Here is a 22,117-nt window from a genome sequence, read left to right as displayed (position 1 = left end):
GCACAGGAGGTGTGTGCGCCGCCGCAGGATTTCAAGGGAAAAATGAGTATGAATAAATTGCAGACCACGGGCTTGAAATGGCGCCGTGCAGCACTATTTCGGGCTGTTTGTGCCGTCGCCGGCGCAGCAGTGATGGGCTTGGCGCCCGTGGCGTCGGGCTGGGCCCAGACCGCAGCGCCTGCCGCTGCCGCCCCTGCGGGCAAACCCATCAAGGTGGCTTTGATCGAAAGCCTTTCAGGCACCTTTGCCAACACAGGCGAGGCGGTGTTTCGCAACGTGTACTGGGCCATGGAACGTGTGAATGCGCGCGGTGGTGTGGCCTTGCCCGCTGCAGCTGGTGGCAAGCGCCCGCTGGTGCTGGAACGCTACGACAGCAAGGGCCAGAACGAAGAAGCCTTGTCGGCCCTGCGCGCAGCAATTGATGACGGCGCGCAAGTCATCTTGCAGGGCAATTCGTCGGCCACGGCTGCGGTGCTGATCGAGGCCATCAACAAGCACAACGAGCGTGTACCCGGCAAACGCGTGCTGTTCCTGAACTACTCGGCGGTGGACCCGATCCTCACCAACGAAAAGTGCAGCTTCTGGCACTTCCGCTTTGATGCCCACGCCGACATGCGCATGGCCGCGTTGATGGAGGTGATGCGTGAGGACAAAGCCCTCAAGAGCGTGTACCTGATTGGCCAGGACTACAGCTTTGGCCAGGCTGTGCTGCGCGAAGCCAAGAAGCAGTTGGCCGCGCAGCGCCCCGACGTGGCGGTGGTGGGCGACGAGCTGCACCCGGTGGGCCGCGTCAAAGACTTTGCGCCTTACGCCGTCAAGATCAAGAGCAGCGGCGCGCAGGCGGTGGTCACCGGCAACTGGGGCAATGACCTGACCCTGCTGGTGAAAGCCGCCCGCGAGGTGGGCTACGAAGGCAGCTTCTACACCTTCTATGGCAACGCCCTGGGCGCGCCCGCCGCCATGGGTGATGCGGGCATTGGCAAGGTGGTGGCCGTGGCCGACTGGCTGCCCAATGTGCCGGGTGCGCAGAGCGAGGCGTTCTACCAGTCTTTCCGCGAACGCTTTCCCAAGCCGCAGGACGACTATGTGCACATGCGCATGCAGCTCATGATCGAGGCCCTGGCCCAGTCGATGGAGCGGGCCGGCTCCACCGATGTGGTGGCCGTGGCGCGGCAAATGGAAAAGGCCAGCGTGCAACTGGCGGGGCAGGGCGGCACCATGCGTGCTGCCGATCACCAGTTCCAGCAAGCCCTGGCCGTGGGCGTGATGGACAAGAAGGGCGCGCCCGGTGTCAAGTTTGACGTGGAAGGCTCGGGCTATGGCTTTCGCGTGGTGCGGCAGATTCCTGCGGCCAAGGCGCAGCAGCCGCACAGCTGCAACATGCAGCGGCCTTGATAGCGGTGGATCCCGGCAGCCGCCGGGCTCCGCCTTCGTGGCGTGTCAGCGGCTGGAGGCCAAAGTCGCGTTGCGTGCGGCGGCCACTTCGCGCCCCAGCTCGATCACCGCCATGGCGTAGTAGCTGGACCAGTTGTAGCGCGTGATGGCGTAGAAGTTTTCGGTGCCCGCCACGTAGGTGGGCGTATCGCCACCGTTTTCCAGTTCCACCAGGGCCAGCGGGCCAGCGTGTTGGGCGCCGGCCGCATCCAGCAAAGCGCCCTTGGCCTGCATGCTGGTGGCGCTGAAGGTGGGCAGGATGTCGGGGGCCAGCAATTCGTCCATCTTCACCGTGGCGGGGTCGAATTGCACGCTGTAATGCGTGGGCATGCCGGTGGTCCAGCCATGGCCCTTGAAGTAGTTGGCCACGGAGCCGATGGCGTCCGTGGGGCTCCTGAACAAATCGATGCGGCTGTCGCCATCAAAGTCCACGGCAAACCGGGCCCAGCTGGAAGGCATGAACTGCCCCAGCCCCATTGCGCCCGCGTAGCTGCCGCGCACCTCGAACGGATCGATGTTGGTGCGGTTGGACAGGCTCAGCCACTGCTCCAGCTCGCGGCGGAAGAATTCGGTGCGCTCTTTGGCGCGCGGGTGGGCTGCCGGGAAGTCAAACGCCAGGGTGGCGAGCGCGTCCATCACGCGGAAGTTGCCCATCTGCTGGCCGTAGATGGTCTCTACCCCGATGATGCCGACGATGATCTCGGCGGGCACACCGTATTCCTGCTCGGCGCGAGCCAGGGCCTCGCGGTGTTCCTGCCAAAACCGCACGCCTGCGCGGATACGGATGGGATCGATGAAGCGGCTGCGGTACACACGCCAGTTCTTGGCCGTGCCTTTGGCGGGCGGCAGCATGAGCTTGGGCACCGAGCCCAGAAAACGCGCCTGGCCCACCGCTTGGCGCACCCATTCGCGGTCCAGCCCCCGGCGCTCTGCCAGGTCGTCGGCAAACTGCATGGCATCGTCGCGCTGGGCATAGGGGGTGCTGCCCTGCACGGCGTTGCTGCGGCTCGCGTTTTGTGAGGGTTTTTGGGGCTTAGCGCTTGCAGGTATTGCGCAAGCAGCTATCAAAGCAGTAGCAAGAAAAACAGTTTTGAACATGCAGTCAGGTCACTGGCCTGGGGTGGGTTGGGGCCAAGAAAGGGTGTTGAATTCGCGCCGCAGCGTGCCCAGCTGCTGGGCAGGTTGCGGGGCATAGCGTACCTGCTCCAGCCGCAGCAGCCAGTCGTGGATGCGCTGCACCTGGGCTTGTGTGCTCGGTGCCGCCGCGCCACTGGCCGTGCCCCAATGGGCCTGTACGCGCTGCGCGATGGCGCGGGGGGGCAGATGATCGGGCAGTGGCAACCCGGCCGCTTCCAGCCGTTTGCGCGTGCGCCCCAGCAGGCGCAGCCAGGGGTCATGCTGGCGGCGTTCCCACCAGGTCCACGTGGCGCCACCCAGGGCAGCCACACCCAGCAGCGATCCGAGGATCGTGGTCAGGTCTTGCCAGCTGGGCGATTCAAACCCCAGTTTCTTCAACAAGTCCATCTGGCTGTTCTGGCTGTAGTTGAGCACCCACTGGTTCCAGCGGTTGTTCACGGCCTCCCATACCGCACGCATTTGCTGAAGTGCGTTCGCGCCGATGACGTTGCCCACGGCCGACGCAATCGCCCCCTGGGGAATGGGCAGACGCTCAAAAGCACCCACGCGGCCAGGAGCTACCGCGCCCGTGGGGTCCACCCGCACCCAGCCGCGCTCGGCGATCCACACCTCTGCCCAGGCATGGGCATCGCTTTGGCGCACCGTCCAGTAGCCGTCCAGCGAGTTTTGCCCACCGCCCTGGTAGCCGGTGACGATCCGCGCAGGTACATCCATGGCCCGCATCAGCACCACGAAAGCGGAGGCAATGTGTTCGCAAAAACCTTCTTTACGGTCAAACCAGAACTCATCGGCCGTGTGCTCGCCGTACACCCCAGGCTCCAGCGTGTAGGTATAGCCGCCGGTGCGCAAGCGCGCCATGGCGGCTTCGATCAGGGCGGCTGTGTCGTCGCCCGCCAAGGCGGGGTCGGCACGCATTTGCGCTGCCAGTGCCAGCGTGCGCGGGTTGAAGCCTGGCGGCAGGGCTGTGAACTCACGCAGTTGTCGCACGGATGCCGTGGGGCCGTGGCGGAATTCCGGGTAGCTTTCAGCCCGGTAGCGCACCACATCGGTGACCGGTCGTGTGGTCATCCACTGCAAATCCTGCGTCATGTAGGTGGGGTTGCCGGGCAGCTCCGGGGCCTGGGGGGTGGATTCCAGCACCATGAGCCAGGGGCGCTTGTGTGGCTCCAGTGTCACTTCATAGCGCAGCGCAGGGCCTTGCACCTTCAGGTTGGCAGGCAGGGCGGCACGTGCCGCCCAACTGCTGTCTTCACGAAACGGCTCGGCCCGCCATTCACGCCCATCAAAGCCGGATAGCACGGGCCCGCGAAAGTAAAGGGAAGACGCGGGTGGAGTCGCTTGCGCCGGGTCGTCGAACTTGATGCGAAAGGCTATGGCATCGCTGAGCGCAAGTTCGGCAATCGTTCCCACTTGCATGGACCCTGACAGCCCCGTGCGGCCCACCATCTGATCTCCGGGAATACCCCACAGCGGCGCCATGCGCGGGAAGAACACGAACAGCGCCGCCATGATGGGCGCCCCCAGCAGCGCCATGGTGAACGCGGTGCGAAACGCTTGCACCAAGGGTGGGCGGCCCACTGGCATGTGGGCGTTGACCAGCGCCGTGAGCATGCCCAGCAGTGCGAGCAGCATGGCCGCAGCGGTCAGCAGCGACTGCGAGTTGAAAAAGCTGCTGATCATGGTGAAGAAGCCCAGGAAGAAGATGACCAGCGCATCGCGACGGGCCCGCAATTCCAGGGTTTTCAGGGCCAAGAGGGCAATCACCAGCGTTACCCCTGCTTCGCGGCCAACAAACGTGCCGTGCGAAAAAACGGTGCCCGCCACCGCCAGAGGGGCCAGCAGGCCGGAACTGATCCAGCGGCTGGGCAGGGGACGGCTGTGCCAGGCCAGCCACCCGCGCCACACCAGCACCCCCGCCGCGAGCAGTGTGGTCCACACCGGCAGGGTGGGGACTTGCGGGGCGATCACCCAGGCAATCACCACCAGCAAAAACAGCGTGTCGCGCGCGTCGCGTGGTAATTGGGCCAGGGTTTGGCGCAGCGAGGCGCCGCTCTTGATGCTGGAAAGGCTGCTCATTCGGTCACCTCGCAAATGGCAGGCCCAATGGAGGCAGGCGGTATGGCGCTATAAAAAGATGAGCTGCTTGCGCTTTTGCAGAGGGCGTTAGAGGCAGTTTTCATGCTTTACTCCAACCAATGACCGGCGGGACACGGCGAATACCGTTCAGCACAGCGCCAACGCTTCCAGGCATTGCACGCGGTGGGCTGCACCGTTGGCTGGCGGGATTTCTCGCCCGGGCACACGCAGGCCGTAGTCCAGGCCCAGCCGGTCGGCTTGCAACACCCAAGCGGTGACGCGTGAGATGCGGGCTTCCAGGTCGGGCAACTGGGCATGGGCCACGTCCAGCCACAGTTCCTGCCGGTGGCTTTGTTGCGCGTCGCGGCTGACCAGATCGTCAGCTCCGCTGCCCAGGGATTTGGCGGCTTTTTTCCAGACCACGAGCTTGAGAGGATCCCCACGGCGGTAGGCTCGCACGCCGTCAAACTCACCGATGCCTTGGCTGGTGGCGTGGCCCTTGCCCGTGGCGCGGGGCTCTCCCGCTGGCAATGGCGGCGGGGTGGATTCGGGGGCCGGATACACCAGCAGCTGGGCGGCCGGCCGCCAGTAGGTCCAGACGCGGAAGGTGCCCAGCGGAAAGCGCGTCTCGGCCGTCAGGGTAGGCACGGGATGCAGGCCTCGCCGTTGGGGTTGAAAGGCAACGTGCACCACGGCTTGCCCTTGTGCGGGAACGTCCGTCCAGGCCCAGTGGTGGTCTGCGGGGGACGATGGGTCATCGCCACTGTGCACGGCGATGCCAATGCCATACCGTGGGGTGGAGCGCTGGCTGGTGAGTTGCACCTCCAGCGCCGCGCTGCTGCCCATGAATTGCGGTTGGGGCTGCTTCAAATGCAGGGTCAGCCCGCGCAGCGTAGCGTGGCTGATGTGCATGCCAATCACGGCGCTGCCCGCCAGCATGAAGGTGAACAGGTAGCCCAGGTTGAGCTGGAAGTTGATGGAGGCAATGAGCAGCACCACCAGCGTCACCGCCAGCATCCATCCCGGGCCGGTGGGCAGGATGTAGACGTTGCGCTGTGTCAGCTCCAGCGTGTCGGTACGTTTGAGGCGCCCCTGCCACCATGCGCGAATGCGCCGCCGCAGTGCGGCGGCGGGTGACCAGCTTGCCAGCCAGCCCGGGGCGGAGGGGGGAGGGGCAGTGGAGGCCATCACGCAAGCGCAACCGCATCCACCATGGCGCGCACCTGCTCCACGGCGCCACGCCCGGCGTCACCCACGGGTACCAGCCGGTGGGCAATGGTTTGGGGCAGCACCGCTTGCACGTCATCGGGTGCCACGTAGTCGCGCCCGCTGATCAGCGCCTGCGCCTTGGCCGCACGCATGAGCGCAATGCCTGCGCGGGGCGATAGACCTTGCAAAAACCACTTGCCCGAGCGGGTGGCATCCACCAGGTCCTGCACGTAGTTCAGCAGGGCGTCTGACGTGTGCACCGCCAGCACCTGGCGTTGCAGTTCGGCCAGTTCGTGCGGTGTGAGCAAGGCGGGCAGGGTGTCCACCATGTCGCGGCGGTCGGAGCCTGCCAGCAGCAGGCGCTCGGCAGCCCGGTCGGGGTAGCCGATGGAGATGCGCATTAAAAAACGATCCAGTTGCGATTCAGGCAGCGCAAAGGTGCCCAGCTGGTCTTGCGGGTTTTGGGTGGCAATCACAAAAAACGGGTGGGGCAGGGGGCGGGTGGCGCCTTCCACCGACACCTGCTTTTCCTCCATGGCCTCCAGCAATGCGCTTTGCGTTTTGGGGCTGGCGCGGTTGATTTCATCGGCCAGCAGCACCTGCGCGAACACGGGGCCGGGATGGAACACGAAGGATTCCTTGCCGCGCTCATAGACAGACACGCCGGTGAGGTCGCTGGGCATCAGGTCGGCCGTGAATTGCACGCGCGAGAACTGCAGGCCAAAGGTGCGCGACAGCGCATGGGCCAGCGTGGTCTTGCCCACCCCCGGAACGTCCTCGATGAGCAAATGCCCCCCGGCCAATAGGCAAGCGACGCAGTCTTGTACCTGGGCCTTTTTCCCCACGATCACCGTGTTAAGCTGATCCAGAAGCGAGTTGATTTTGTGCTGTGCATCCATGGCACAACGTTATCCGAAAAACTCTGAATCAATCGAGACACGGGGACAAGACTGTGAGCAAGACGGGCTATTTCACGCACAGGGATTGTTGGAAACACGAAATGGGCCCTGGCCACCCGGAATGCCCGGAGCGGCTGGATGCCATTGAAGACCGCTTGCTGGTCACCGGAGTGGGGGATGCGCTGGAGCGTTTTGAAGCCCCCGAAGCCGCCCTGGCCGACATTGAACTGGCTCACGACCGGATGTACGTGGCTGCGCTGCGGGGCATGTCGGATCGGCTGAATGAAGAACTGATGGCGGGCGGCCCCAATTACGCGCAGCTCGACACCGACACCTCCATCAACGCCCACACCTGGAAGGCCGCCTTGCGCGCTGCGGGCGCCGCCCTGGCCGCCACCGATGCCGTGATGGCCGGCGAGCTGGAAAACGCCTTTTGCGCGGTGCGCCCCCCGGGCCACCATGCCACCCGCAGCAAGGCGATGGGTTTTTGCTTTTTCAATAACGTGGCGGTGGCTGCCAAATACGCGCTGCAGCGCTACAACCTGCACCGCGTGGCGGTGGTGGACTTTGATGTGCACCACGGTAATGGCACCGAGGACATCCTTGCGGGCGACTCGCGCGCCCTCATGGTCAGTATCTTCCAGCACCCTTTCTACCCTTACAGCGGCGACGTCGATCCGGCGCCCAACATGGTCAATGTGCCCGTGGCGGCGTACACCCGTGGCATGGACATCCGCGAAATCATCGAGATGATGTGGATTCCGAGGTTGGAGGCGTTCAAGCCCGAGATGATTTTCGTGAGTGCGGGCTTTGACGCGCACCGCGAGGACGACATGGGCCAGCTCGGGTTGACCGAGCAGGACTACACCTGGATCACCCAGCGCATCAAGGACATTGCCCGCCGCTATTCCAAAGGGCGCATTGTTTCTTGCCTGGAGGGGGGCTATGTCATGGGCCCGCTGGCCCGCAGCGTGGAAGCGCACCTGCGCGTGCTGGCTGATTTGTGACGTATTCCCTGGGGTAACAGGCATTGCGCCCCGGGTCGCCTTGCGGTGCTCGCCCTACTGCTGCGGCTTGGCCGATGAAAGCAAAACATGACAACAACGACTTCGAACGATGTACTCCAGGTCACCCGTGATGCGCGCGGCGTGGTCACCCTGACTCTGAACGACCCTACCCGCTTCAACGCCTTGGGCGGTGAGATGCTCTCGGCGTTGCAGCAGGCGCTGGATCATGTGGCGCGGGACGACACTGCGCGCGTGGTGGTGCTGGCTGGCTCTGGCAAGGCCTTTTGTGCGGGGCATAACCTCAAGGACATGGCAGCCAACCCCGATCTGGCTTACTACCAAAAGCTGTTTGCACAGTGCAGCCGCATGATGTTGGCCATCCACAAGCTGCCCGTGCCCGTCATCGCGCGCGTGCATGGCATGGCGACGGCAGCAGGCTGCCAGCTGGTGGCCCAGTGCGACCTCGCAGTGGCGGCCGAAGAGGCCAGCTTCGCCACCAGTGGCATCCACTACGGTCTGTTTTGCGCCACGCCCAGTGTGCCGCTGGTGCGCAACGTGCCGGCCAAGCGCGCTATGGAAATGCTGCTCACCGGTGATTTCATTGACGCACGCACCGCTTTGGCACAGGGCTTGGTCAACCGGGTGGTGGCTGCCGACGCGCTGGATGCCGAGGTGGAAAAGCTTGTTCATTCCATCCTGGAAAAGCCCCGCACCGCAGTGGCCATGGGCAAGGCCCTCGTGTACCAGCAGCGCGAACTGGGGCTGGAAGCCGCCTACCAGCTGGCAGGCCAAACCATGGCCTGCAACATGATGGACGCTGCCGCCCAGGAGGGCGCCCGTGCATTCGCTGAAAAACGCACACCGGATTGGAAGCGCTGATGGCGATGGATACAGGCGACTTTCTGCTGGATGACGTAGGCCAGTGGCTGGGGGCCTTTGCGTCCCCTACGGTGTTGATTGAATTGGCCAGCCTGCTGGTGTGTGTGGGGCTGGCCTGGGTGGTGGTGGCAGGGCTGCGACGTGGGTTTCACCATGAAGGGAACCGTTCCATCCTGTTTGGCCACCGGGTGATAGACGGTGCCTTGTTCCCCATCGTGTTGCTGGCGTCTGGCTATGTGGCGCGTACCCTGTTGATCAAGTGGGTGCCGCTGGCCGTGTTCAAGGTGGCGATTCCGGTGCTGGTCTCGCTCGTGGTCATCCGCATCGGCGCCAAAGTGCTGCAGGTGGCCTTTCCCCAGTCGGCCTGGGTCAAGCCGATCGAGCGCTCGATTTCCTGGCTGGCATGGATGGCTATGGTGCTCTGGGTTACGGGCCTGCTGCCGCGGGTGCTGGGCGAGATGGAGCAGATCCACTGGAAGGTGGGCAACGTCACCCTGAGCCTGCGCACCATGGTGGAGGGGGCTTTGACGGCGGGCGCGGTGCTGCTGCTCACCCTGTGGGTGTCCGCTGCGATTGAGTCGCGGCTGCTGCGCTCGGCCACCGGCGCCGAGTTGTCGCTGCGCAAGGCCATCAGCAATGCGCTGCGGGCCCTGATGGTGTTCTTCGGCCTCATCATCTCGATGTCTGCCGTGGGCATCGACCTCACGGCCTTGTCGGTGCTGGGCGGTGCGGTGGGGGTGGGGATTGGTCTGGGCTTGCAGAAGCTGGCCGCCAACTATGTCAGCGGCTTTGTGATCTTGACCGAGCGCAGCATGCGCATTGGCGACAACGTGCGGGTGGATAACTTTGAGGGCCGCATCACCAACATCAACGCGCGGTACACGGTGGTGCGTTCTTCTGCCGGAAGCGAATCGATCGTGCCCAATGAAATGATGATCACCCAGCGCGTGGAAAACCTGTCGCTGGCCGACCCACGGGTGTGGCTTTCCACGGTGGTGAGTGTGGCTTACGACAGTGATGTGGACTTGGTGATCCGTCTGCTCACCGAGTCTGCCCTGGCCAGCAGCCGCGTGCTGCGCGATCCTGCTCCCTCGGCGGCGCTGTCGGCCTTTGGTGCGGATGGTCTGGAGTTCACGGTCGGCTTCTGGATTGCGGACCCCGAAAACGGCACTTTGGGTCTGCGCTCAGACATCAACCGCGCCATTTTGGCGGCGCTGCGGGCGCACAAGATCGACATTCCATTTCCGCAGCGGGTCATGCATGTGCAAGTGGAGGGCAGCCTGCCTGCGGCGGGCCCCTCCGTTGCGGATTTGGCGGGCGTTGCCATGTCGGGCGAACGGGGGTAATGACCCCGCCGCGCGCAGGGTGCCGAAAACTTTTGCGGTGTGGCCGGTTTGCTGGCCTATAATCCAGAAAAAGCACGGTCGTTCGTTTTTGAGATTTGCAGCATTGGTGCGTACTTTTTGACAGGTTCGCTGCAGTGCGACATAGAATGTTCCGGTTTACGTAAACGTCAATTCAACCAACTCTCTAGGAGCCGCAGCAATGAAGGTTTTGGTCCCTGTCAAGCGCGTGGTGGACTACAACGTGAAGGTCCGCGTGAAGTCGGACAACACGGGTGTGGACATCGCCAACGTGAAGATGAGCATGAACCCCTTTGACGAAATCGCCGTTGAAGAGGCCGTGCGCCTGAAAGAAAAAGGCCTGGTGACCGAAGTCATCGCAGTCTCGTGCGGCGTGGCCCAATGCCAGGAAACCCTGCGCACCGCCATGGCCATCGGAGCCGACCGCGCCATCCTCGTGGAAACCGACGCCGAACTGCAGCCCCTGGCCGTGGCCAAGCTCCTCAAAGCCCTGGTCGACAAAGAACAACCCCAGCTCATCATCCTGGGCAAACAAGCCATCGACGACGACGCCAACCAGACCGGCCAAATGCTCGCCGCATTGGCAGACCTGCCCCAGGCCACCTTCGCCAGCAAGGTTGAACTGGCTGCTGACAAAGTCAGCGTCACCCGTGAAGTGGACGGCGGCCTCGAAACCCTGCAGCTTTCCCTGCCTGCCGTCATCACCACCGACCTGCGCCTGAACGAACCCCGCTACGTCACCTTGCCCAACATCATGAAGGCCAAGAAAAAGCAGCTGGACACCGTCAAGCCAGAAGACCTCGGCGTGGACGTGGCTCCGCGCCTGAAGACCCTGAAGGTGACCGAACCCGCCAAGCGCGGCGCAGGCATCAAGGTGGCTGACGTAGCTGCACTCGTTGAAAAACTCAAGAACGAAGCGAAGGTGATCTAAATGTCGGTACTCGTTATTGCTGAACACGACAACGCCAGCATCAAAGGCGCAACCCTCAACACCGTCACTGCCGCTGCAGCTTGCGGCGGCGACGTGCACATCCTCGTCGCCGGCCACAACGCCGGTGCCGCCGCACAAGCCGCTGCCCAGATCGCCGGTGTCGCCAAAGTCATCCACGCCGACGCAGCAGGCCTGGAACACGGCCTGGCCGAGAACTTGGCCGCCCAAGTTCTCGCCATCGCCAGCAACTACAGCCACATCCTCTTCCCCGCCACCGCAGGCGGCAAGAACGTCGCCCCCCGCGTGGCCGCCAAGCTCGACGTCGCCCAGATCAGTGACATCACCAAGGTCGTGAGCGCCGACACCTTCGAGCGCCCCATCTACGCAGGCAACGCCATTGCCACCGTGCAAAGCAGCGACAGTGTCAAAGTCATCACCGTGCGCACCACCGGCTTTGACGCCGCCGCCGCCACCGGTGGCTCTGCCGCCGTCGAAACCGCCGCCGCCACAGCCGACAACGGCAAGAGCAGCTTCGTGGGCAGCGAAATCGCCAAGAGCGACCGTCCTGAGCTCACCGCCGCCAAGATCATCGTCTCCGGTGGCCGGGCTCTGGGCAGCAGCGAGAAGTTCAACGAAGTCATCACCCCGCTGGCCGACAAGCTCGGCGCAGCCATTGGCGCCAGCCGCGCTGCGGTGGACGCAGGTTACGCCCCCAACGACTTGCAAGTGGGTCAGACCGGCAAGATCGTGGCGCCGCAGCTGTACATCGCTGCTGGTATCTCGGGTGCCATCCAGCACTTGGCTGGCATGAAGGACAGCAAGGTGATCGTGGCGATCAACAAGGATCCGGAAGCGCCGATCTTCAGCGTGGCTGACTACGGGCTGGAGGCGGACTTGTTCACGGCTGTGCCGGAATTGGTCAAGGCGCTGTAAGAACGCCAACTGCGTACAAAGGCATCGCTCGCGATGCCTTTTTTTTGACGAAATATCGCTTTCTCGGAGACATCCATGAGTTACACCGCACCCGTCAAGGACATGTTGTTCGCCATCGAGCACCTGGCCAACATTGAACAGATCGCCCAGATCCCCGGCTTTGAAGACGCAGGCCTGGACACCGCCGCCGCCGTGCTGGAAGAGTGCGCCAAGTTCAATGAAGGCGTGCTGGCTCCGCTCAACTGGGAAGGCGACAAGAACCCCTCGAGCTGGAAAGACGGCGTGGTCACCACCACCCCCGGCTTCAAGGAGGCCTTCCGCCAGTACGCCGAGGGCGGCTGGCAAGGCCTGCAGCACCCAGCCGACTTTGGCGGCCAGGGCCTGCCCAAGACCATCGGCGCTGCCTGCATCGAGATGACCAACAGCGCCAACATGAGCTTCGCGCTGTGCCCATTGCTGACCGATGGCGCGATTGAGGCGTTGCTCACGGCCGGTAGCGATGAGCTCAAGGCCACTTACCTTGAAAAGCTGGTGACCGGCGAGTGGACCGGCACCATGAACCTGACCGAACCCCAGGCGGGCTCGGATCTGGCCCTGGTGCGCACGCGCGCTGAACCTCAGCCCGATGGCACCTACAAAATCTTCGGCACCAAGATCTTCATCACCTACGGTGAGCACGACATGGCCGAGAACATCATTCACCTGGTGCTGGCCCGTGTGCAGGGCGCGCCTGAGGGTGTGAAGGGCATCAGCCTGTTTGTGGTGCCCAAGTTCCTGGTCAACAAGGACGGCACGCTGGGTGCCCGCAACGACGCACACTGCGTGAGCATCGAGCACAAGCTGGGCATCAAGGCATCGCCTACTGCGGTGCTGCAGTTTGGTGACCACGGCGGTGCGGTGGGCTACCTGGTGGGCGAAGAAAACCGTGGCCTTGAATACATGTTCATCATGATGAACGCCGCGCGCTATGCGGTGGGCATGCAGGGCATTGCGATCTCTGAGCGCGCCTATCAAAAGGCCGTGCAGTACGCCAAAGACCGTGTGCAAAGCCGCCCCGTGGACGGCAGCATTGCCGCCAGCGCGCCCATCATTCACCACCCCGATGTGAAGCGCATGCTGATGACGATGCGCGCCACCGTTGAGGGTTGCCGCGCCATGGCCACCGTGGCGGCGGCCGCGTTTGACGCCGCGCACCACCACCCCGATGCCGACACGCGCAAGCAGAACCAGGCGTTCTATGAATTCATGGTGCCGCTGGTCAAGGGCTACAGCACCGAGACCAGCCTGGAGGTGACCAGCCTGGGCGTGCAGGTGCACGGCGGCATGGGTTTCATTGAAGAAACTGGCGCGGCCCAGTACTACCGCGACGCCAAGATCCTGACCATCTACGAAGGCACCACCGCCATCCAGGCCAACGACCTCGTGGGCCGCAAGACGGCGCGTGACGGCGGCCAGGTGGCCAAGGGCATTGCTGCGCAGATCGAGAAGACCGAGGCCGATCTGCTGGCCAGCGGCACCCCTGCCGCGCTGGCCGTGGCCAAACGCCTCACGGCGGCGCGCAAGGCGCTGCTCGATGTGATCGACTTCGTGGCCGGTGGCACCAAGGCCCAGCCCAACGCTGTGTTTGCTGGCAGCGTGCCCTACCTGATGCTGGCGGGCAATGTGGTGGCGGGCTGGCAACTGGCGCGCAGCCTGCTGGTGGCGCAGGACCTGTTGCAAAAGGGACAGGACGAAGCCTTCATGCGCGCAAAAATCACCACGGCCCAGTTCTACGCTGACCACATTCTGGTGAAGGCCCCTGGCCTGCGCGACAGCATTGTGGAAGGCGCAGCCAGCGTGACCGAGCTGGCGCTGGAAGCCTTCTGACAGCGGGCGCCTACCCGCTAGGGAGTGTGACAAGGCCTGTGCAGGGTGCAGGCCTTTGCTATAAAAATAATAGCTGCTGGCGCTTGCTGAATAAGCGCTAGAGGGCTGTTTTGATCAAAACCTGTTTCTGGAAGTCGTTGCCCATGTCCAAATTGCCTCCCGTGTTGCAAAACATGTCATTGCCTGTGATCGGCTCGCCGCTGTTCATCATCAGCAACCCCAAGCTGGTCATTGAGCAGTGCAAGGCGGGTGTGGTGGGCTCCATGCCTGCACTCAATGCCCGCCCCGCCGAGCTGCTGGACGAATGGCTGGCCGAAATCACCGAAACCCTGGCGGCCTACAACAAGGCCAACCCCGACAAGCCCGCCGCGCCCTTTGCCATCAACCAGATCGTGCACAAGAGCAACGACCGCCTGGAGCACGACATGCAGGTGTGCGCCAAGTACAAAGTGCCGATCGTCATCACGTCCTTGGGCGCGCGCGAAGATGTGAACCAGGCGGTGCACAGCTGGGGTGGCGTGGTGCTGCACGACATCATCAACAACAAGTTTGCCCACAAGGCGATTGAAAAGGGCGCAGACGGCCTGATCGCTGTGGCCGCAGGTGCAGGTGGCCACGCGGGCACCAAGAGCCCGTTTGCCTTGATTCAGGAAATCCGCCAGTGGTTCGACGGCCCGCTGGCGCTGTCGGGCTCCATCGCCTCGGGCGGTGCCATCCTGGCGGCGCAGGCCATGGGGGCAGACTTTGCGTACATCGGCTCGGCCTTCATCGCCACGCACGAGGCGCGCGCGCAGGACGCCTACAAGCAGGCCATTGTGGACAGCAATTCGGACGACATCGTCTACAGCAACCTCTTCACAGGTGTACACGGCAACTACCTGGCGCCGTCGATCCGCGCTGCGGGCCTGGACCCTGACAACCTGCCCGAGTCTGACCCCAGCAAGATGAACTTTGGCGGCGACGCCAAGAAGGCCTGGAAAGACATCTGGGGCTGCGGCCAGGGCATCGGTGCCATCAACGCCGTGACCAGCACCGCCGAACTGGTGGGCAAATTGCGCCGCGAATACGAAGAGGCCCGCGCACGCCTCAAGCTGTAAGCCTTCGCGCGTTCCAACCAGCCAAAGCGGGCCTCGGGCCCGCTTTTTGTTGTGCCGCGTTGGCTGTGGCTGTGCGGCCTCCCTGCGAGCGCGCTCCACGCCGCGTTGATCGCCAAGGCGTGCTGGATGGCGCTGTTTGAGCAATTTGGTCTGTTTTACCCGCCGGGTGGACAATAGAGGGCTTTACCTCAACGCCCTCCTATCGCCCAAGCCCACTGCTATGGCTGGCGAGCGCCGGCAATTTCGCTGTCTGCATGTCTCAAGTTTCCTCTCGCCTGCCACTTCTGGACACCGCCAAGGGTTTGGCTTGTGCAGCCATCGTCGCGCACCACCTGGCGTTCTATGGCCCCATGTCCGACATCGCGCAGCCGCTGGCGCCTGACCTCATGGCCTGGCTGTACGACTACGCGCGCATGGCGGTGCAGATCTTCCTGGTGCTGGGCGGCTATCTCGCCGCAGGTAACCATCCCCCGGCAAAGCCGGGGGCATTCGGGATGTGAGCCGCTCAAAGCGGCTGTAAGGGGTCGCTAACGCGGCCCCTCATTCTTGGGGCCACCTATCGGTGGCTACTCACCTCCATAGACCGAGTTGGTCCAACCTCTCGTCTTCCTTCTCCTGGTTTCGGATGTACTCCCGTATCACCGCTTCGTCGCGTCCCACCGTCGAGACGAAGTACCCTCGCGCCCAGAAGTGCTGACCCACGAAGTTGCGCTTTCGCTCTCCGTACACCCGCGCAAGGTGGATTGCGCTCTTGCCTTTGATAAAGCCCACCACCTGCGACACCGAGTACTTCGGTGGGATCGACAGCATCATGTGCACGTGATCGGGCATCAGATGCCCCTCTTCAACCCTGCATTCCTTTTGCGCGGCCAACTTTCTGAATACCTCACCCAGGTGTTCGCGTAGCTGCTTGTACAGCGTTCGCCTTCGACACTTGGGGATGAAGACCACGTGATATTTGCAATCCCAGGCCGTGTGACTCAAACTTTCATACTTGTCCATCGTGTTTCTTCCTTTCGTTTGCTTGGCGGCTCACGATTGAAAGTCTCTACGGTGGACAACCTCCTGAAAAGTCAAACTTCTACTGCCTCCCCGGCAGAGCCGGGGGGCCTCCTTTTGGTAGCTAGTCTGGCTCCGGAAGGCGTGGCGCGCTTTGACTCGGCAGGGCAGCAGGTGGGCAAGCGGTTTGTGCGGCTGGTGGTGCCCTACGTGGTGGCGTTGCTGGTCACGGTGCTGGTCAGTGCCTTGGTACGGCCCTGGTTCGATCACCCCTCAGTGCCCGGAGACCCAGATGTCGCCCAACTGATCACCCACGCGCTGCTGCTGCACAGCGTGGCAGACCACGAATCGCTGTCGGCAGGCGTGTGGTACGTGGCCATCGACTTTCAGCTCTTCACCCTCAGCGTCCTGGCATTCGCGGCGGTGCGTGCGCTGCCGCAGGGGCTGCCTCGCCAACGCGCCGCATGGGTGGGCCAGGGGGCAGTGGTGGCCGGGGTGGCGGCCTCGCTCTGGGGCTTCAACCGCGACGCCCAGTGGGATGTGTGGGCGGTGTATTTCTTTGGCGCCTACGGCCTGGGCATGATGGCCTTCTGGGCCAGCCGTGCGCCGCGCGCTGCGGGCTGGGTTGTGGCCATGGCCGTGCTGGGCGCTGTGGCCCTGGTGCTGGACTTCCGGGGGCGCATTGCGCTGGCGCTTGCAACGGCCTTGCTGTTGGTGTGGGCCATGCGCACCCCTGCGGTACGCCAGTGGCAGGGCGTGGCCCCGCTGGTGCGACTGGGGCAAATGTCGTACTCGGTGTTTCTCATCCACTTCGCGGTGTGCCTGCTGGTCAACGCGGTGGTCAGCAGCCTGTGGCCCACTTCGCCCGGCGTCAACGCGCTGGGCATGGTGGCGGCGTTTGCGCTGTCGTTGGTGGCTGGTCAGTGGCTCTACCGTCGGGTGGAGCGGCACACGCCGTCACTGCCCACATTGCTGCGCTGGCAGGCCAGCCTGGTGGCGGCCGGGGTGCTGGTACAACTGGGCAGCAACTGGGCTTGAACGCGGGGGCGCACGGTAGGGGCTTGCGCCGCCGCCCCATGCCCGCGCTCAGCGGTGCAACTCGCCCGAGCTTTCGGGCTGGTACACGATTTCCTTGACCTGCACCGTCATGGCCTTGCCGCCAGGGCCAGGCCAGGCCAGCTCGTCGCCCACCGCCAGGCCCAGCAGCGCACTGCCCACGGGGGCCAGGATGGAAATCTTGTCGGCGCTGCCGTCCATGTCGCGTGGGTAGACCAGCGTCAGGCAAAACTCCTTGCCCGTCTCGACGATCAGGAACTTCACTGTGGAGTTCATGGTGACCACGTTGGGCGGAATCTCCTCGGGCGCCACCACGTCTGCCCGGTCCAGCTCGGCCTGCAACTCCACCTTGCCCGGAAAGACACTCGCGGGCATCGCAGCAATCAGGGCTTCGATACGGTCAACATCCAGAGAAGAGAGAACGATTTGGGGCTTGCGCGCCATGGCAGTACCTTGCGTTGATTGAAAGGGCGGGACTGTAGCCCACCGGGCAATCTCGCACTGGGGTGTGCGGGCATTGGCAGAGGCGCTGCAGCGTCACCGACGGTGCCTGTTGCGCGATGGCTTGGCGTGCCATGGCGGGCAGTGCGGCCAGAGTTGCGCGGGCTGTTACAGCCAATTTGCTCAAAAAACTGTATATTCATAAGGGGTATCTATTTAGCTCCAGCAGCCCCGTTGATACTGTGATTTCATCCAGCAATAGTATCCGATTGCCTATCCCCGGTGTTCTTGCTCACGACATCCCCATACGTCACTGGCGGCGTAACCACCGCTTGCTGCAGCAAGCGGTAAAACAGCATCCCGCGTGAGCTGGATGTGCGCCGGTTGAAACGGAACACGAATTCATCGAGATAGGCGTCCAGGTGGTCTGGCTGTACAGAGCCATGATGTGTTCCCAGCACCCAGCGCTGTACCAGTGAGGCGACCCGGTGCACTCCCGCCATGGAGACATGGGCAGGTACGCCTGAGCCGAGCATGACGGTGCGCTGGTGGGTGTAACCCAGTTCTCCCAGAGCGCGGTATGCCGCCGAACCATCCGTGCGTACCTGGGCTCCAGGCTCGACCACCTCCTGCACAAAGGGGATTACGTGGGTGGCGGCGTCTCGGTCAATGCGGCGTAACCGGATGCGCCCAAACCCCTTGGGCTCCACGATCTCCACCGCCATGACCATCAACACTTTGGTGGTGCTGCTCTTGCGCCCTGCAGGGGTGGCGGGATTCTTGCGATCCGTGATGGACAGGTACGTTTCATCCACCTCCACAAGCCCCTTGAGCTTGTCCCGGCCCGGGCGGACCATGGCACGTCGAAACCGGTGCAGCATGGTCCAGGCGGTCTGGTAGCTCCCCAAACCCAATACGCGCTGCAGCCCCAGGGCGCTCACGCCTTGTTTCTGATTGGTCAGGTACCAAGCTGCAGCCAGCCAGACACGCAGCGGTGTGCGCGTCTTGTCAAAGATGGTTCCAGATGTCACTGTGCCTTGGTACTGGCATGAGCGGCACATCAGGCGGGTGCGGCTGGCGCGGTACACATCGCCAGCGTTGCCGCAACGCGGGCAGACGAAGCCTTGGGGCCACCGAAGCTTCTCCAGGAACGCCTGGCAAGCCTCTTCGGTGGCAAACCAGTCAAGAAATTCGTTCCAGGTGCGGGGGTAGTCCCGTCCAGGAGTTGGCGTTAGCATCTGGGTTTCCATCCAGCTATTCTCACGTCACTGGAGCTAAATAGATACCCCTTATATTCATACAGTTATGAGCCATGCCGATGACACCTTCCCCGACGACCTCCCGGCGCCCCCGGCAGAGGTGCGCATTCCGCTGCAGGCCCTGCGGGGGCGGGGTGCGGCGTCCAGCATGGCGCACCGGTTCAGCCCTGATGTGCGCGAAGTGGCTGACGATGGGTGGGGGTACACCGGCACATTGCACATGCCCGGGTCTGTGGTGGCAGAGCGCCGCGCGGAATATGCCGAGGCGGCCCAGGACGGCGAGGCGCATGGGTGGCACAGCAGCGGGTTGATTGCCCCCGCCACCCGCGTGCATCTGGAGACAGCGCGCAGCGCCCTGTGTGCCAACGATTCGCCCGATATCTTTTTTGAGCTTTCGGTGAACCCCTACCGTGGCTGTGAGCACGGGTGCATTTACTGCTATGCCCGTCCCACGCACAGCTACCTCAACTTTTCGCCGGGGCTGGATTTTGAAACGCAGATTGTGGCCAAGCACAACATTGCCGAGGTGCTGCGCAGCGAGCTGGCCCAGCCGCGCTACGTGCCCAGGCTGGTGAACATTGGCTCAGCCACCGATTGCTACCAGCCTGTGGAGCGCGAGCTGAAGCTCACCCGCAGTCTGATCGAGGTGATGCAGCAGGCGCGCCACCCGTTTTCGCTCATCACCAAATCCAGCGGCGTGGAGCGCGACCTGGATCTTCTGGCCCCTCTGGCCGCGCAGCGCCTGGCGGCGGTGTACGTCACCATCACCACGCTCGACCCGGTACTGGCCCGCCGCATGGAGCCGCGCGCCGCCGCGCCCCACCGGCGCTTGCGCACAATTCGCGCGCTGGCTGACGCGGGCGTGCCCGTGGGCGTGAGCGTGGCGCCGCAAATACCGTTCATCACCGAAGACATGGAGCAGGTGCTCGAAGCTGCCCACGAGGCGGGCGCGCGTTCGGCCTTCTACACCGTGCTGCGCCTGCCGTGGGAGCTGGATTCGCTGTTCCGTGAATGGCTGTCTGTGCATTACCCGCAGCGCGCAGCGCGCGTCATGGCCCGCGTGCAGGATTTGCATGACTTGAGCGATGCGCAGCGCGGCGCTGGCAAAACCTACGACAGTGACTTTGTCACCCGCATGAAAGGCAGTGGGCTGTGGGCAGACTTGCTGCGCCAGCGCTTCGCGGCCGCCTGTCGCCGCCTGGGGCTGAACCGCGAGCGCGAGGGGCTGGACCTGACCCAGTTTCGCCCCGGCCTGCTGCGTGGGCAAAGCAGCTTGTTTTGACGCCGGGGCTGTTGCTGCTTTTGCCTGTGGTGTGCAGCAGGCGCCCCATAGGTTTTTAATGAAAATCGGCTCTAGCGCTCATGGGTAAAGCGCTAACAGCTATTTAATTGATAGCGGTACAGGTTGCCTCAGTCCGCCTCTCCACGAAAGCCGCCGGGCAAACTGCTCGGCTGCCCCATGCTCAACCACCCCACAGGCGCAACACCACCTGCGTGTACAGCGGAATGCCCACCAGGATGTTGAGCGGAAACGTCACCCCCAGCGACAGGCTGACGTACAGCGAAGGGTCTGCCTCAGGAATGGCGTAACGCACCACGGCGGGCACGGCGATGTAAGACGCGCTGGCAGCCAGCACCATCAGCAGCGCCGCGTCGCCTGCGGGCACCCGGGCCAGCCACGCCAGGGCCAGGGCCAGCCCGGCGTGCACCAGCGGCCCCAGCACGGCATAGGCCAGCAGCCACGGCGACTGCTTGCGCACGGCAGGCAGGTTGCGCGCTGTGGAAAGGCCCATGTCCAGCAGAAACAGGCAGAGCATGCCCTTGAACAGGTCGCCCGAAAACGGCTGCATGGCAGCCTTGCCCGCATCGCCCGTGACCAGGCCGATGACCATGGCGCCCAGCAACAGCAGTTGGGTGCCGTCGGTGAGGGATTCATGCAGGATCTTGCCCACCGACAGATGCGGCCCAGCCTTGCCCGCAGTGGCTGAGCCTGAGGCACCCAGGCTGCCCGGGCTGGGCAGGGTGGCTGCACCGGAGGGGGACATGGCCACCATCTGCGCTGCATGGGTGGCGGGCACCCCCTGCCGCTGGCGCAGTGCGTTGGCCAGCATCACGGCCAGGATGATGGCGGGCGACTCCATCAGCGCCATGGCGGCGGCCATGTAGCCGCCATAGGGCACGGATTGCGATTCGAGATACTGCGTCGCCGTCACAAACGTCACCGCGCTGACCGAGCCATAGGTGGCTGCCACCGCCGCGGCGTTGAAGCCCGACAGCATTCGCCGCAGCAGCGCGTAACCCATCAGGGGCACCACCACGGCCAGCAGCACCGCCAGCCCCAGGCTGCTAGCCACGCTGGCGGTGAATCCCGAGGCAGCCAGCGCAAAGCCGCCCTTCAGGCCCAGTGCCATCAGCAGGTAAATCGACAAGAACTTCGAGATGGCCGCAGGCATTTCCAGGTTCGACCGCACCAGGCCCGCAAACACGCCCAGCGCAAAAAAAAGGACCGCAGGGTCCAGCAAACTTTGCATTTTTCTACTCCAAAGGGATGACTGGGGTGGATGCTAGAGACAGCAGAGCGCAAAGTAAAATCGATTCGAATGCGGTTATCTATAGATAAAAATCTATGAACATCACCTTTCGCCAATTGCGACTGTTCCTGGCGCTGGCTGAAACCGGCAGCGTGAGCGCCGCCGCCAAGGTCATGCACGTGACCCAGCCCACGGCCTCGATGCAGCTGCGCGAGGTGACGCAGGCCGTGGGCGTGCCGCTGTACGAAGTGGTGTCGCGCCGCGTGTACCTGACCGAGGCCGGGCAGGCCCTGGCCCGCACGGCGCGCGCCATTGCCGGGGAGTGGGATGCGTTTGAGCAAAGTATTTCGAGCGCCAAGGGCCTGACCAGCGGCCGGCTCAAGGTGGCGGTGGTGAGCACCGCCAAATACTTTGTGCCCCGTTTGCTGGGCAGCTTTTGCAAGCTGCACCCGCAAATCGACATTTCGCTGGAAGTGCTCAACCGCGACCATGTCATCACCCGCCTGCGCGCCAACCAGGACGATCTCTACGTGATGTCCATGCCCCCGGGGGATTTGCCGCTGGAGGACCAGATCCTCATGCCCAACCCGCTCGTGGTCATCGCCGCCGCAGGCCACCGGCTGGCCGCCAGGAAACGGGTGACGCTGGCGCAGTTGCAGGGCGAGCGGTTCATCTTGCGCGAGAAAGGTTCAGGCACCCGCATGGCTACCGATGCACATTTGCGCCAGCTGGGCTTTACGCCCAGTGCCGTGCTGGAGCTGGGCAGCAACGAGGCGATCAAGGAATCGGTAGAAGGGCAACTGGGCGTGTCCATCGTGTCCCGGCATGCGCTGGGGCCGCATTGGGATGGTCTGGCCATCCTGAACGTGCAGGGCTTTCCCATCCAGTCGCAGTGGCACCTGGTGTGGCCCAAGGGCAAGCGGCTGTCGCCCATTGCCGAGGTGTTTCGCGGCCACCTGATCGCCCAGGCCGCGGTGTGGATGCAGGGCCGCTGACGGG

At 63.8% G+C, this 22,117-nt stretch carries 18 protein-coding genes and 2 pseudogenes; 12 read left to right on the top strand and 8 right to left on the bottom strand.

Going from position 1 to position 22,117, the window contains the following annotated elements; genetic code table 11:
• The first annotated feature begins 48 nt into the window (after positions 1-48).
• The gene (locus BDD18_RS17395; protein WP_142084711.1) at positions 49-1,395 is read left to right on the top strand and encodes a branched-chain amino acid ABC transporter substrate-binding protein; all 1,347 of its coding nucleotides are present in this window, start codon (positions 49-51) and stop codon (positions 1,393-1,395) included.
• Between the two features lie 45 nt (positions 1,396-1,440).
• Here the strand turns inward: BDD18_RS17395 and mltB are convergent, their stop codons facing one another.
• The 4 genes from mltB to BDD18_RS17375 all read right to left on the bottom strand — a co-directional run bounded on the left by mltB (position 1,441) and on the right by BDD18_RS17375 (position 6,755).
• Positions 1,441-2,532 (bottom strand): lytic murein transglycosylase B, encoded by a 1,092-nt coding sequence (mltB, locus tag BDD18_RS17390; RefSeq protein WP_142084709.1) that lies wholly within the window; start codon positions 2,530-2,532, stop codon positions 1,441-1,443.
• 9 nt (positions 2,533-2,541) lie between these two features.
• A complete protein-coding gene (locus tag BDD18_RS17385; RefSeq protein ID WP_142084706.1) occupies positions 2,542-4,647 on the bottom strand; it encodes a transglutaminase TgpA family protein in 2,106 nt (701 codons plus the stop codon).
• A 147-nt stretch (positions 4,648-4,794) separates the two neighbouring features.
• Positions 4,795-5,835 (bottom strand): DUF58 domain-containing protein, encoded by a 1,041-nt coding sequence (locus BDD18_RS17380; RefSeq protein WP_142084704.1) that lies wholly within the window; start codon positions 5,833-5,835, stop codon positions 4,795-4,797.
• Positions 5,835-6,755 (bottom strand): AAA family ATPase, encoded by a 921-nt coding sequence (locus tag BDD18_RS17375; RefSeq protein WP_142084702.1) that lies wholly within the window; start codon positions 6,753-6,755, stop codon positions 5,835-5,837. Before BDD18_RS17375 ends, BDD18_RS17380 begins: the two co-directional genes overlap by 1 nt.
• A gap of 101 nt (positions 6,756-6,856) precedes the next feature.
• Here BDD18_RS17375 and BDD18_RS17370 point away from each other — a divergent pair, with 101 nt between their 5' ends.
• The 8 genes and pseudogenes from BDD18_RS17370 to BDD18_RS17335 form a co-directional block, all read left to right on the top strand.
• Complete coding sequence (locus BDD18_RS17370; RefSeq protein WP_066690081.1) at positions 6,857-7,762, top strand: histone deacetylase family protein; 906 nt, start codon at positions 6,857-6,859, stop codon at positions 7,760-7,762.
• Positions 7,763-7,849: 87 nt separating this feature from the next.
• Complete coding sequence (locus tag BDD18_RS17365; RefSeq protein WP_142084699.1) at positions 7,850-8,641, top strand: enoyl-CoA hydratase; 792 nt, start codon at positions 7,850-7,852, stop codon at positions 8,639-8,641.
• Positions 8,641-9,987 carry a mechanosensitive ion channel family protein gene (locus BDD18_RS17360; RefSeq protein ID WP_420837332.1) on the top strand — a complete coding sequence of 449 codons (1,347 nt, stop codon included), beginning with the start codon at positions 8,641-8,643 and terminating at the stop codon, positions 9,985-9,987. The genes BDD18_RS17365 and BDD18_RS17360 overlap by 1 nt, the downstream gene beginning before the upstream one ends.
• A 199-nt stretch (positions 9,988-10,186) precedes the next feature.
• Positions 10,187-10,936, top strand: a complete 750-nt coding sequence (locus tag BDD18_RS17355) for an electron transfer flavoprotein subunit beta/FixA family protein (protein WP_142084697.1) — start codon at positions 10,187-10,189, stop codon at positions 10,934-10,936.
• Positions 10,937-11,869 carry an electron transfer flavoprotein subunit alpha/FixB family protein gene (locus BDD18_RS17350; RefSeq protein WP_142084695.1) on the top strand — a complete coding sequence of 311 codons (933 nt, stop codon included), beginning with the start codon at positions 10,937-10,939 and terminating at the stop codon, positions 11,867-11,869.
• Between the two features lie 75 nt (positions 11,870-11,944).
• On the top strand, positions 11,945-13,735 hold the full coding sequence (locus BDD18_RS17345; protein ID WP_142084692.1) for an acyl-CoA dehydrogenase: 1,791 nt from the start codon (positions 11,945-11,947) through the stop codon (positions 13,733-13,735).
• A 143-nt stretch (positions 13,736-13,878) separates the two neighbouring features.
• Entirely contained in the window at positions 13,879-14,832 is a 954-nt protein-coding gene (locus BDD18_RS17340; RefSeq protein WP_044403012.1) for an NAD(P)H-dependent flavin oxidoreductase, read from the top strand.
• 254 nt (positions 14,833-15,086) lie between these two features.
• Positions 15,087-15,305 (top strand): annotated as a pseudogene (locus BDD18_RS17335) (acyltransferase family protein); the annotation flags it as partial.
• A 97-nt stretch (positions 15,306-15,402) separates the two neighbouring features.
• Here BDD18_RS17335 and tnpA read toward each other — a convergent pair.
• A complete protein-coding gene (gene tnpA, locus BDD18_RS17330) occupies positions 15,403-15,834 on the bottom strand; it encodes an IS200/IS605 family transposase (RefSeq protein ID WP_026437438.1) in 432 nt (143 codons plus the stop codon).
• Positions 15,835-15,936: 102 nt separating this feature from the next.
• Between tnpA and BDD18_RS17325 the strand changes: the two are divergent.
• Positions 15,937-16,869, top strand: a pseudogene (locus tag BDD18_RS17325) (acyltransferase family protein); the annotation flags it as partial.
• A gap of 48 nt (positions 16,870-16,917) precedes the next feature.
• Here the strand turns inward: BDD18_RS17325 and rnk are convergent.
• The gene (gene rnk / locus BDD18_RS17320) at positions 16,918-17,331 is read right to left on the bottom strand and encodes a nucleoside diphosphate kinase regulator (RefSeq protein ID WP_044403006.1); all 414 of its coding nucleotides are present in this window, start codon (positions 17,329-17,331) and stop codon (positions 16,918-16,920) included.
• Between the two features lie 245 nt (positions 17,332-17,576).
• Positions 17,577-18,578, bottom strand: a complete 1,002-nt coding sequence (locus BDD18_RS17315) for an IS1595-like element ISCsp2 family transposase (RefSeq protein ID WP_142084685.1) — start codon at positions 18,576-18,578, stop codon at positions 17,577-17,579.
• Positions 18,579-18,633: 55 nt separating this feature from the next.
• On the opposite strand from BDD18_RS17315, the gene BDD18_RS17310 reads away from it, so the two are divergent.
• A complete protein-coding gene (locus tag BDD18_RS17310) occupies positions 18,634-19,869 on the top strand; it encodes a PA0069 family radical SAM protein (RefSeq protein WP_142084682.1) in 1,236 nt (411 codons plus the stop codon).
• A gap of 181 nt (positions 19,870-20,050) precedes the next feature.
• On the opposite strand, the gene BDD18_RS17305 is transcribed toward BDD18_RS17310, so the two are convergent.
• Positions 20,051-21,118: a sodium-dependent bicarbonate transport family permease gene (locus BDD18_RS17305; RefSeq protein WP_066695513.1), complete on the bottom strand. Its 1,068-nt coding sequence runs from the start codon at positions 21,116-21,118 to the stop codon at positions 20,051-20,053.
• A 95-nt stretch (positions 21,119-21,213) separates the two neighbouring features.
• Here BDD18_RS17305 and BDD18_RS17300 point away from each other — a divergent pair, with 95 nt between their 5' ends.
• Positions 21,214-22,113: a LysR family transcriptional regulator gene (locus tag BDD18_RS17300; protein WP_066695511.1), complete on the top strand. Its 900-nt coding sequence runs from the start codon at positions 21,214-21,216 to the stop codon at positions 22,111-22,113.
• Positions 22,114-22,117 lie beyond the last annotated feature (4 nt).

This window comes from Acidovorax temperans (assembly GCF_006716905.1).
Lineage (GTDB): Bacteria > Pseudomonadota > Gammaproteobacteria > Burkholderiales > Burkholderiaceae_C > Acidovorax > Acidovorax temperans.
This window is presented reverse-complemented; position numbering and strand designations above follow the sequence as displayed.

Excerpts from the sequence above, each read along its gene's own strand:
- BDD18_RS17395 (WP_142084711.1), top strand. The coding sequence starts at position 49 with ATGAATAAATTGCAGACCACGGGCTTGAAATGGCGCCGTGCAGCACTA.
- mltB (WP_142084709.1), bottom strand. The coding sequence starts at position 2,532 with ATGTTCAAAACTGTTTTTCTTGCTACTGCTTTGATAGCTGCTTGCGCA.
- BDD18_RS17385 (WP_142084706.1), bottom strand. The coding sequence starts at position 4,647 with ATGAGCAGCCTTTCCAGCATCAAGAGCGGCGCCTCGCTGCGCCAAACC.
- BDD18_RS17380 (WP_142084704.1), bottom strand. The coding sequence starts at position 5,835 with ATGGCCTCCACTGCCCCTCCCCCCTCCGCCCCGGGCTGGCTGGCAAGC.
- BDD18_RS17375 (WP_142084702.1), bottom strand. The coding sequence starts at position 6,755 with ATGGATGCACAGCACAAAATCAACTCGCTTCTGGATCAGCTTAACACG.
- BDD18_RS17370 (WP_066690081.1), top strand. The coding sequence starts at position 6,857 with ATGGGCCCTGGCCACCCGGAATGCCCGGAGCGGCTGGATGCCATTGAA.
- BDD18_RS17365 (WP_142084699.1), top strand. The coding sequence starts at position 7,850 with ATGACAACAACGACTTCGAACGATGTACTCCAGGTCACCCGTGATGCG.
- BDD18_RS17360 (WP_420837332.1), top strand. The coding sequence starts at position 8,641 with ATGGCGATGGATACAGGCGACTTTCTGCTGGATGACGTAGGCCAGTGG.
- BDD18_RS17355 (WP_142084697.1), top strand. The coding sequence starts at position 10,187 with ATGAAGGTTTTGGTCCCTGTCAAGCGCGTGGTGGACTACAACGTGAAG.
- BDD18_RS17350 (WP_142084695.1), top strand. The coding sequence starts at position 10,937 with ATGTCGGTACTCGTTATTGCTGAACACGACAACGCCAGCATCAAAGGC.
- BDD18_RS17345 (WP_142084692.1), top strand. The coding sequence starts at position 11,945 with ATGAGTTACACCGCACCCGTCAAGGACATGTTGTTCGCCATCGAGCAC.
- BDD18_RS17340 (WP_044403012.1), top strand. The coding sequence starts at position 13,879 with ATGTCCAAATTGCCTCCCGTGTTGCAAAACATGTCATTGCCTGTGATC.
- tnpA (WP_026437438.1), bottom strand. The coding sequence starts at position 15,834 with ATGGACAAGTATGAAAGTTTGAGTCACACGGCCTGGGATTGCAAATAT.
- rnk (WP_044403006.1), bottom strand. The coding sequence starts at position 17,331 with ATGGCGCGCAAGCCCCAAATCGTTCTCTCTTCTCTGGATGTTGACCGT.
- BDD18_RS17315 (WP_142084685.1), bottom strand. The coding sequence starts at position 18,578 with ATGGAAACCCAGATGCTAACGCCAACTCCTGGACGGGACTACCCCCGC.
- BDD18_RS17310 (WP_142084682.1), top strand. The coding sequence starts at position 18,634 with ATGAGCCATGCCGATGACACCTTCCCCGACGACCTCCCGGCGCCCCCG.
- BDD18_RS17305 (WP_066695513.1), bottom strand. The coding sequence starts at position 21,118 with ATGCAAAGTTTGCTGGACCCTGCGGTCCTTTTTTTTGCGCTGGGCGTG.
- BDD18_RS17300 (WP_066695511.1), top strand. The coding sequence starts at position 21,214 with ATGAACATCACCTTTCGCCAATTGCGACTGTTCCTGGCGCTGGCTGAA.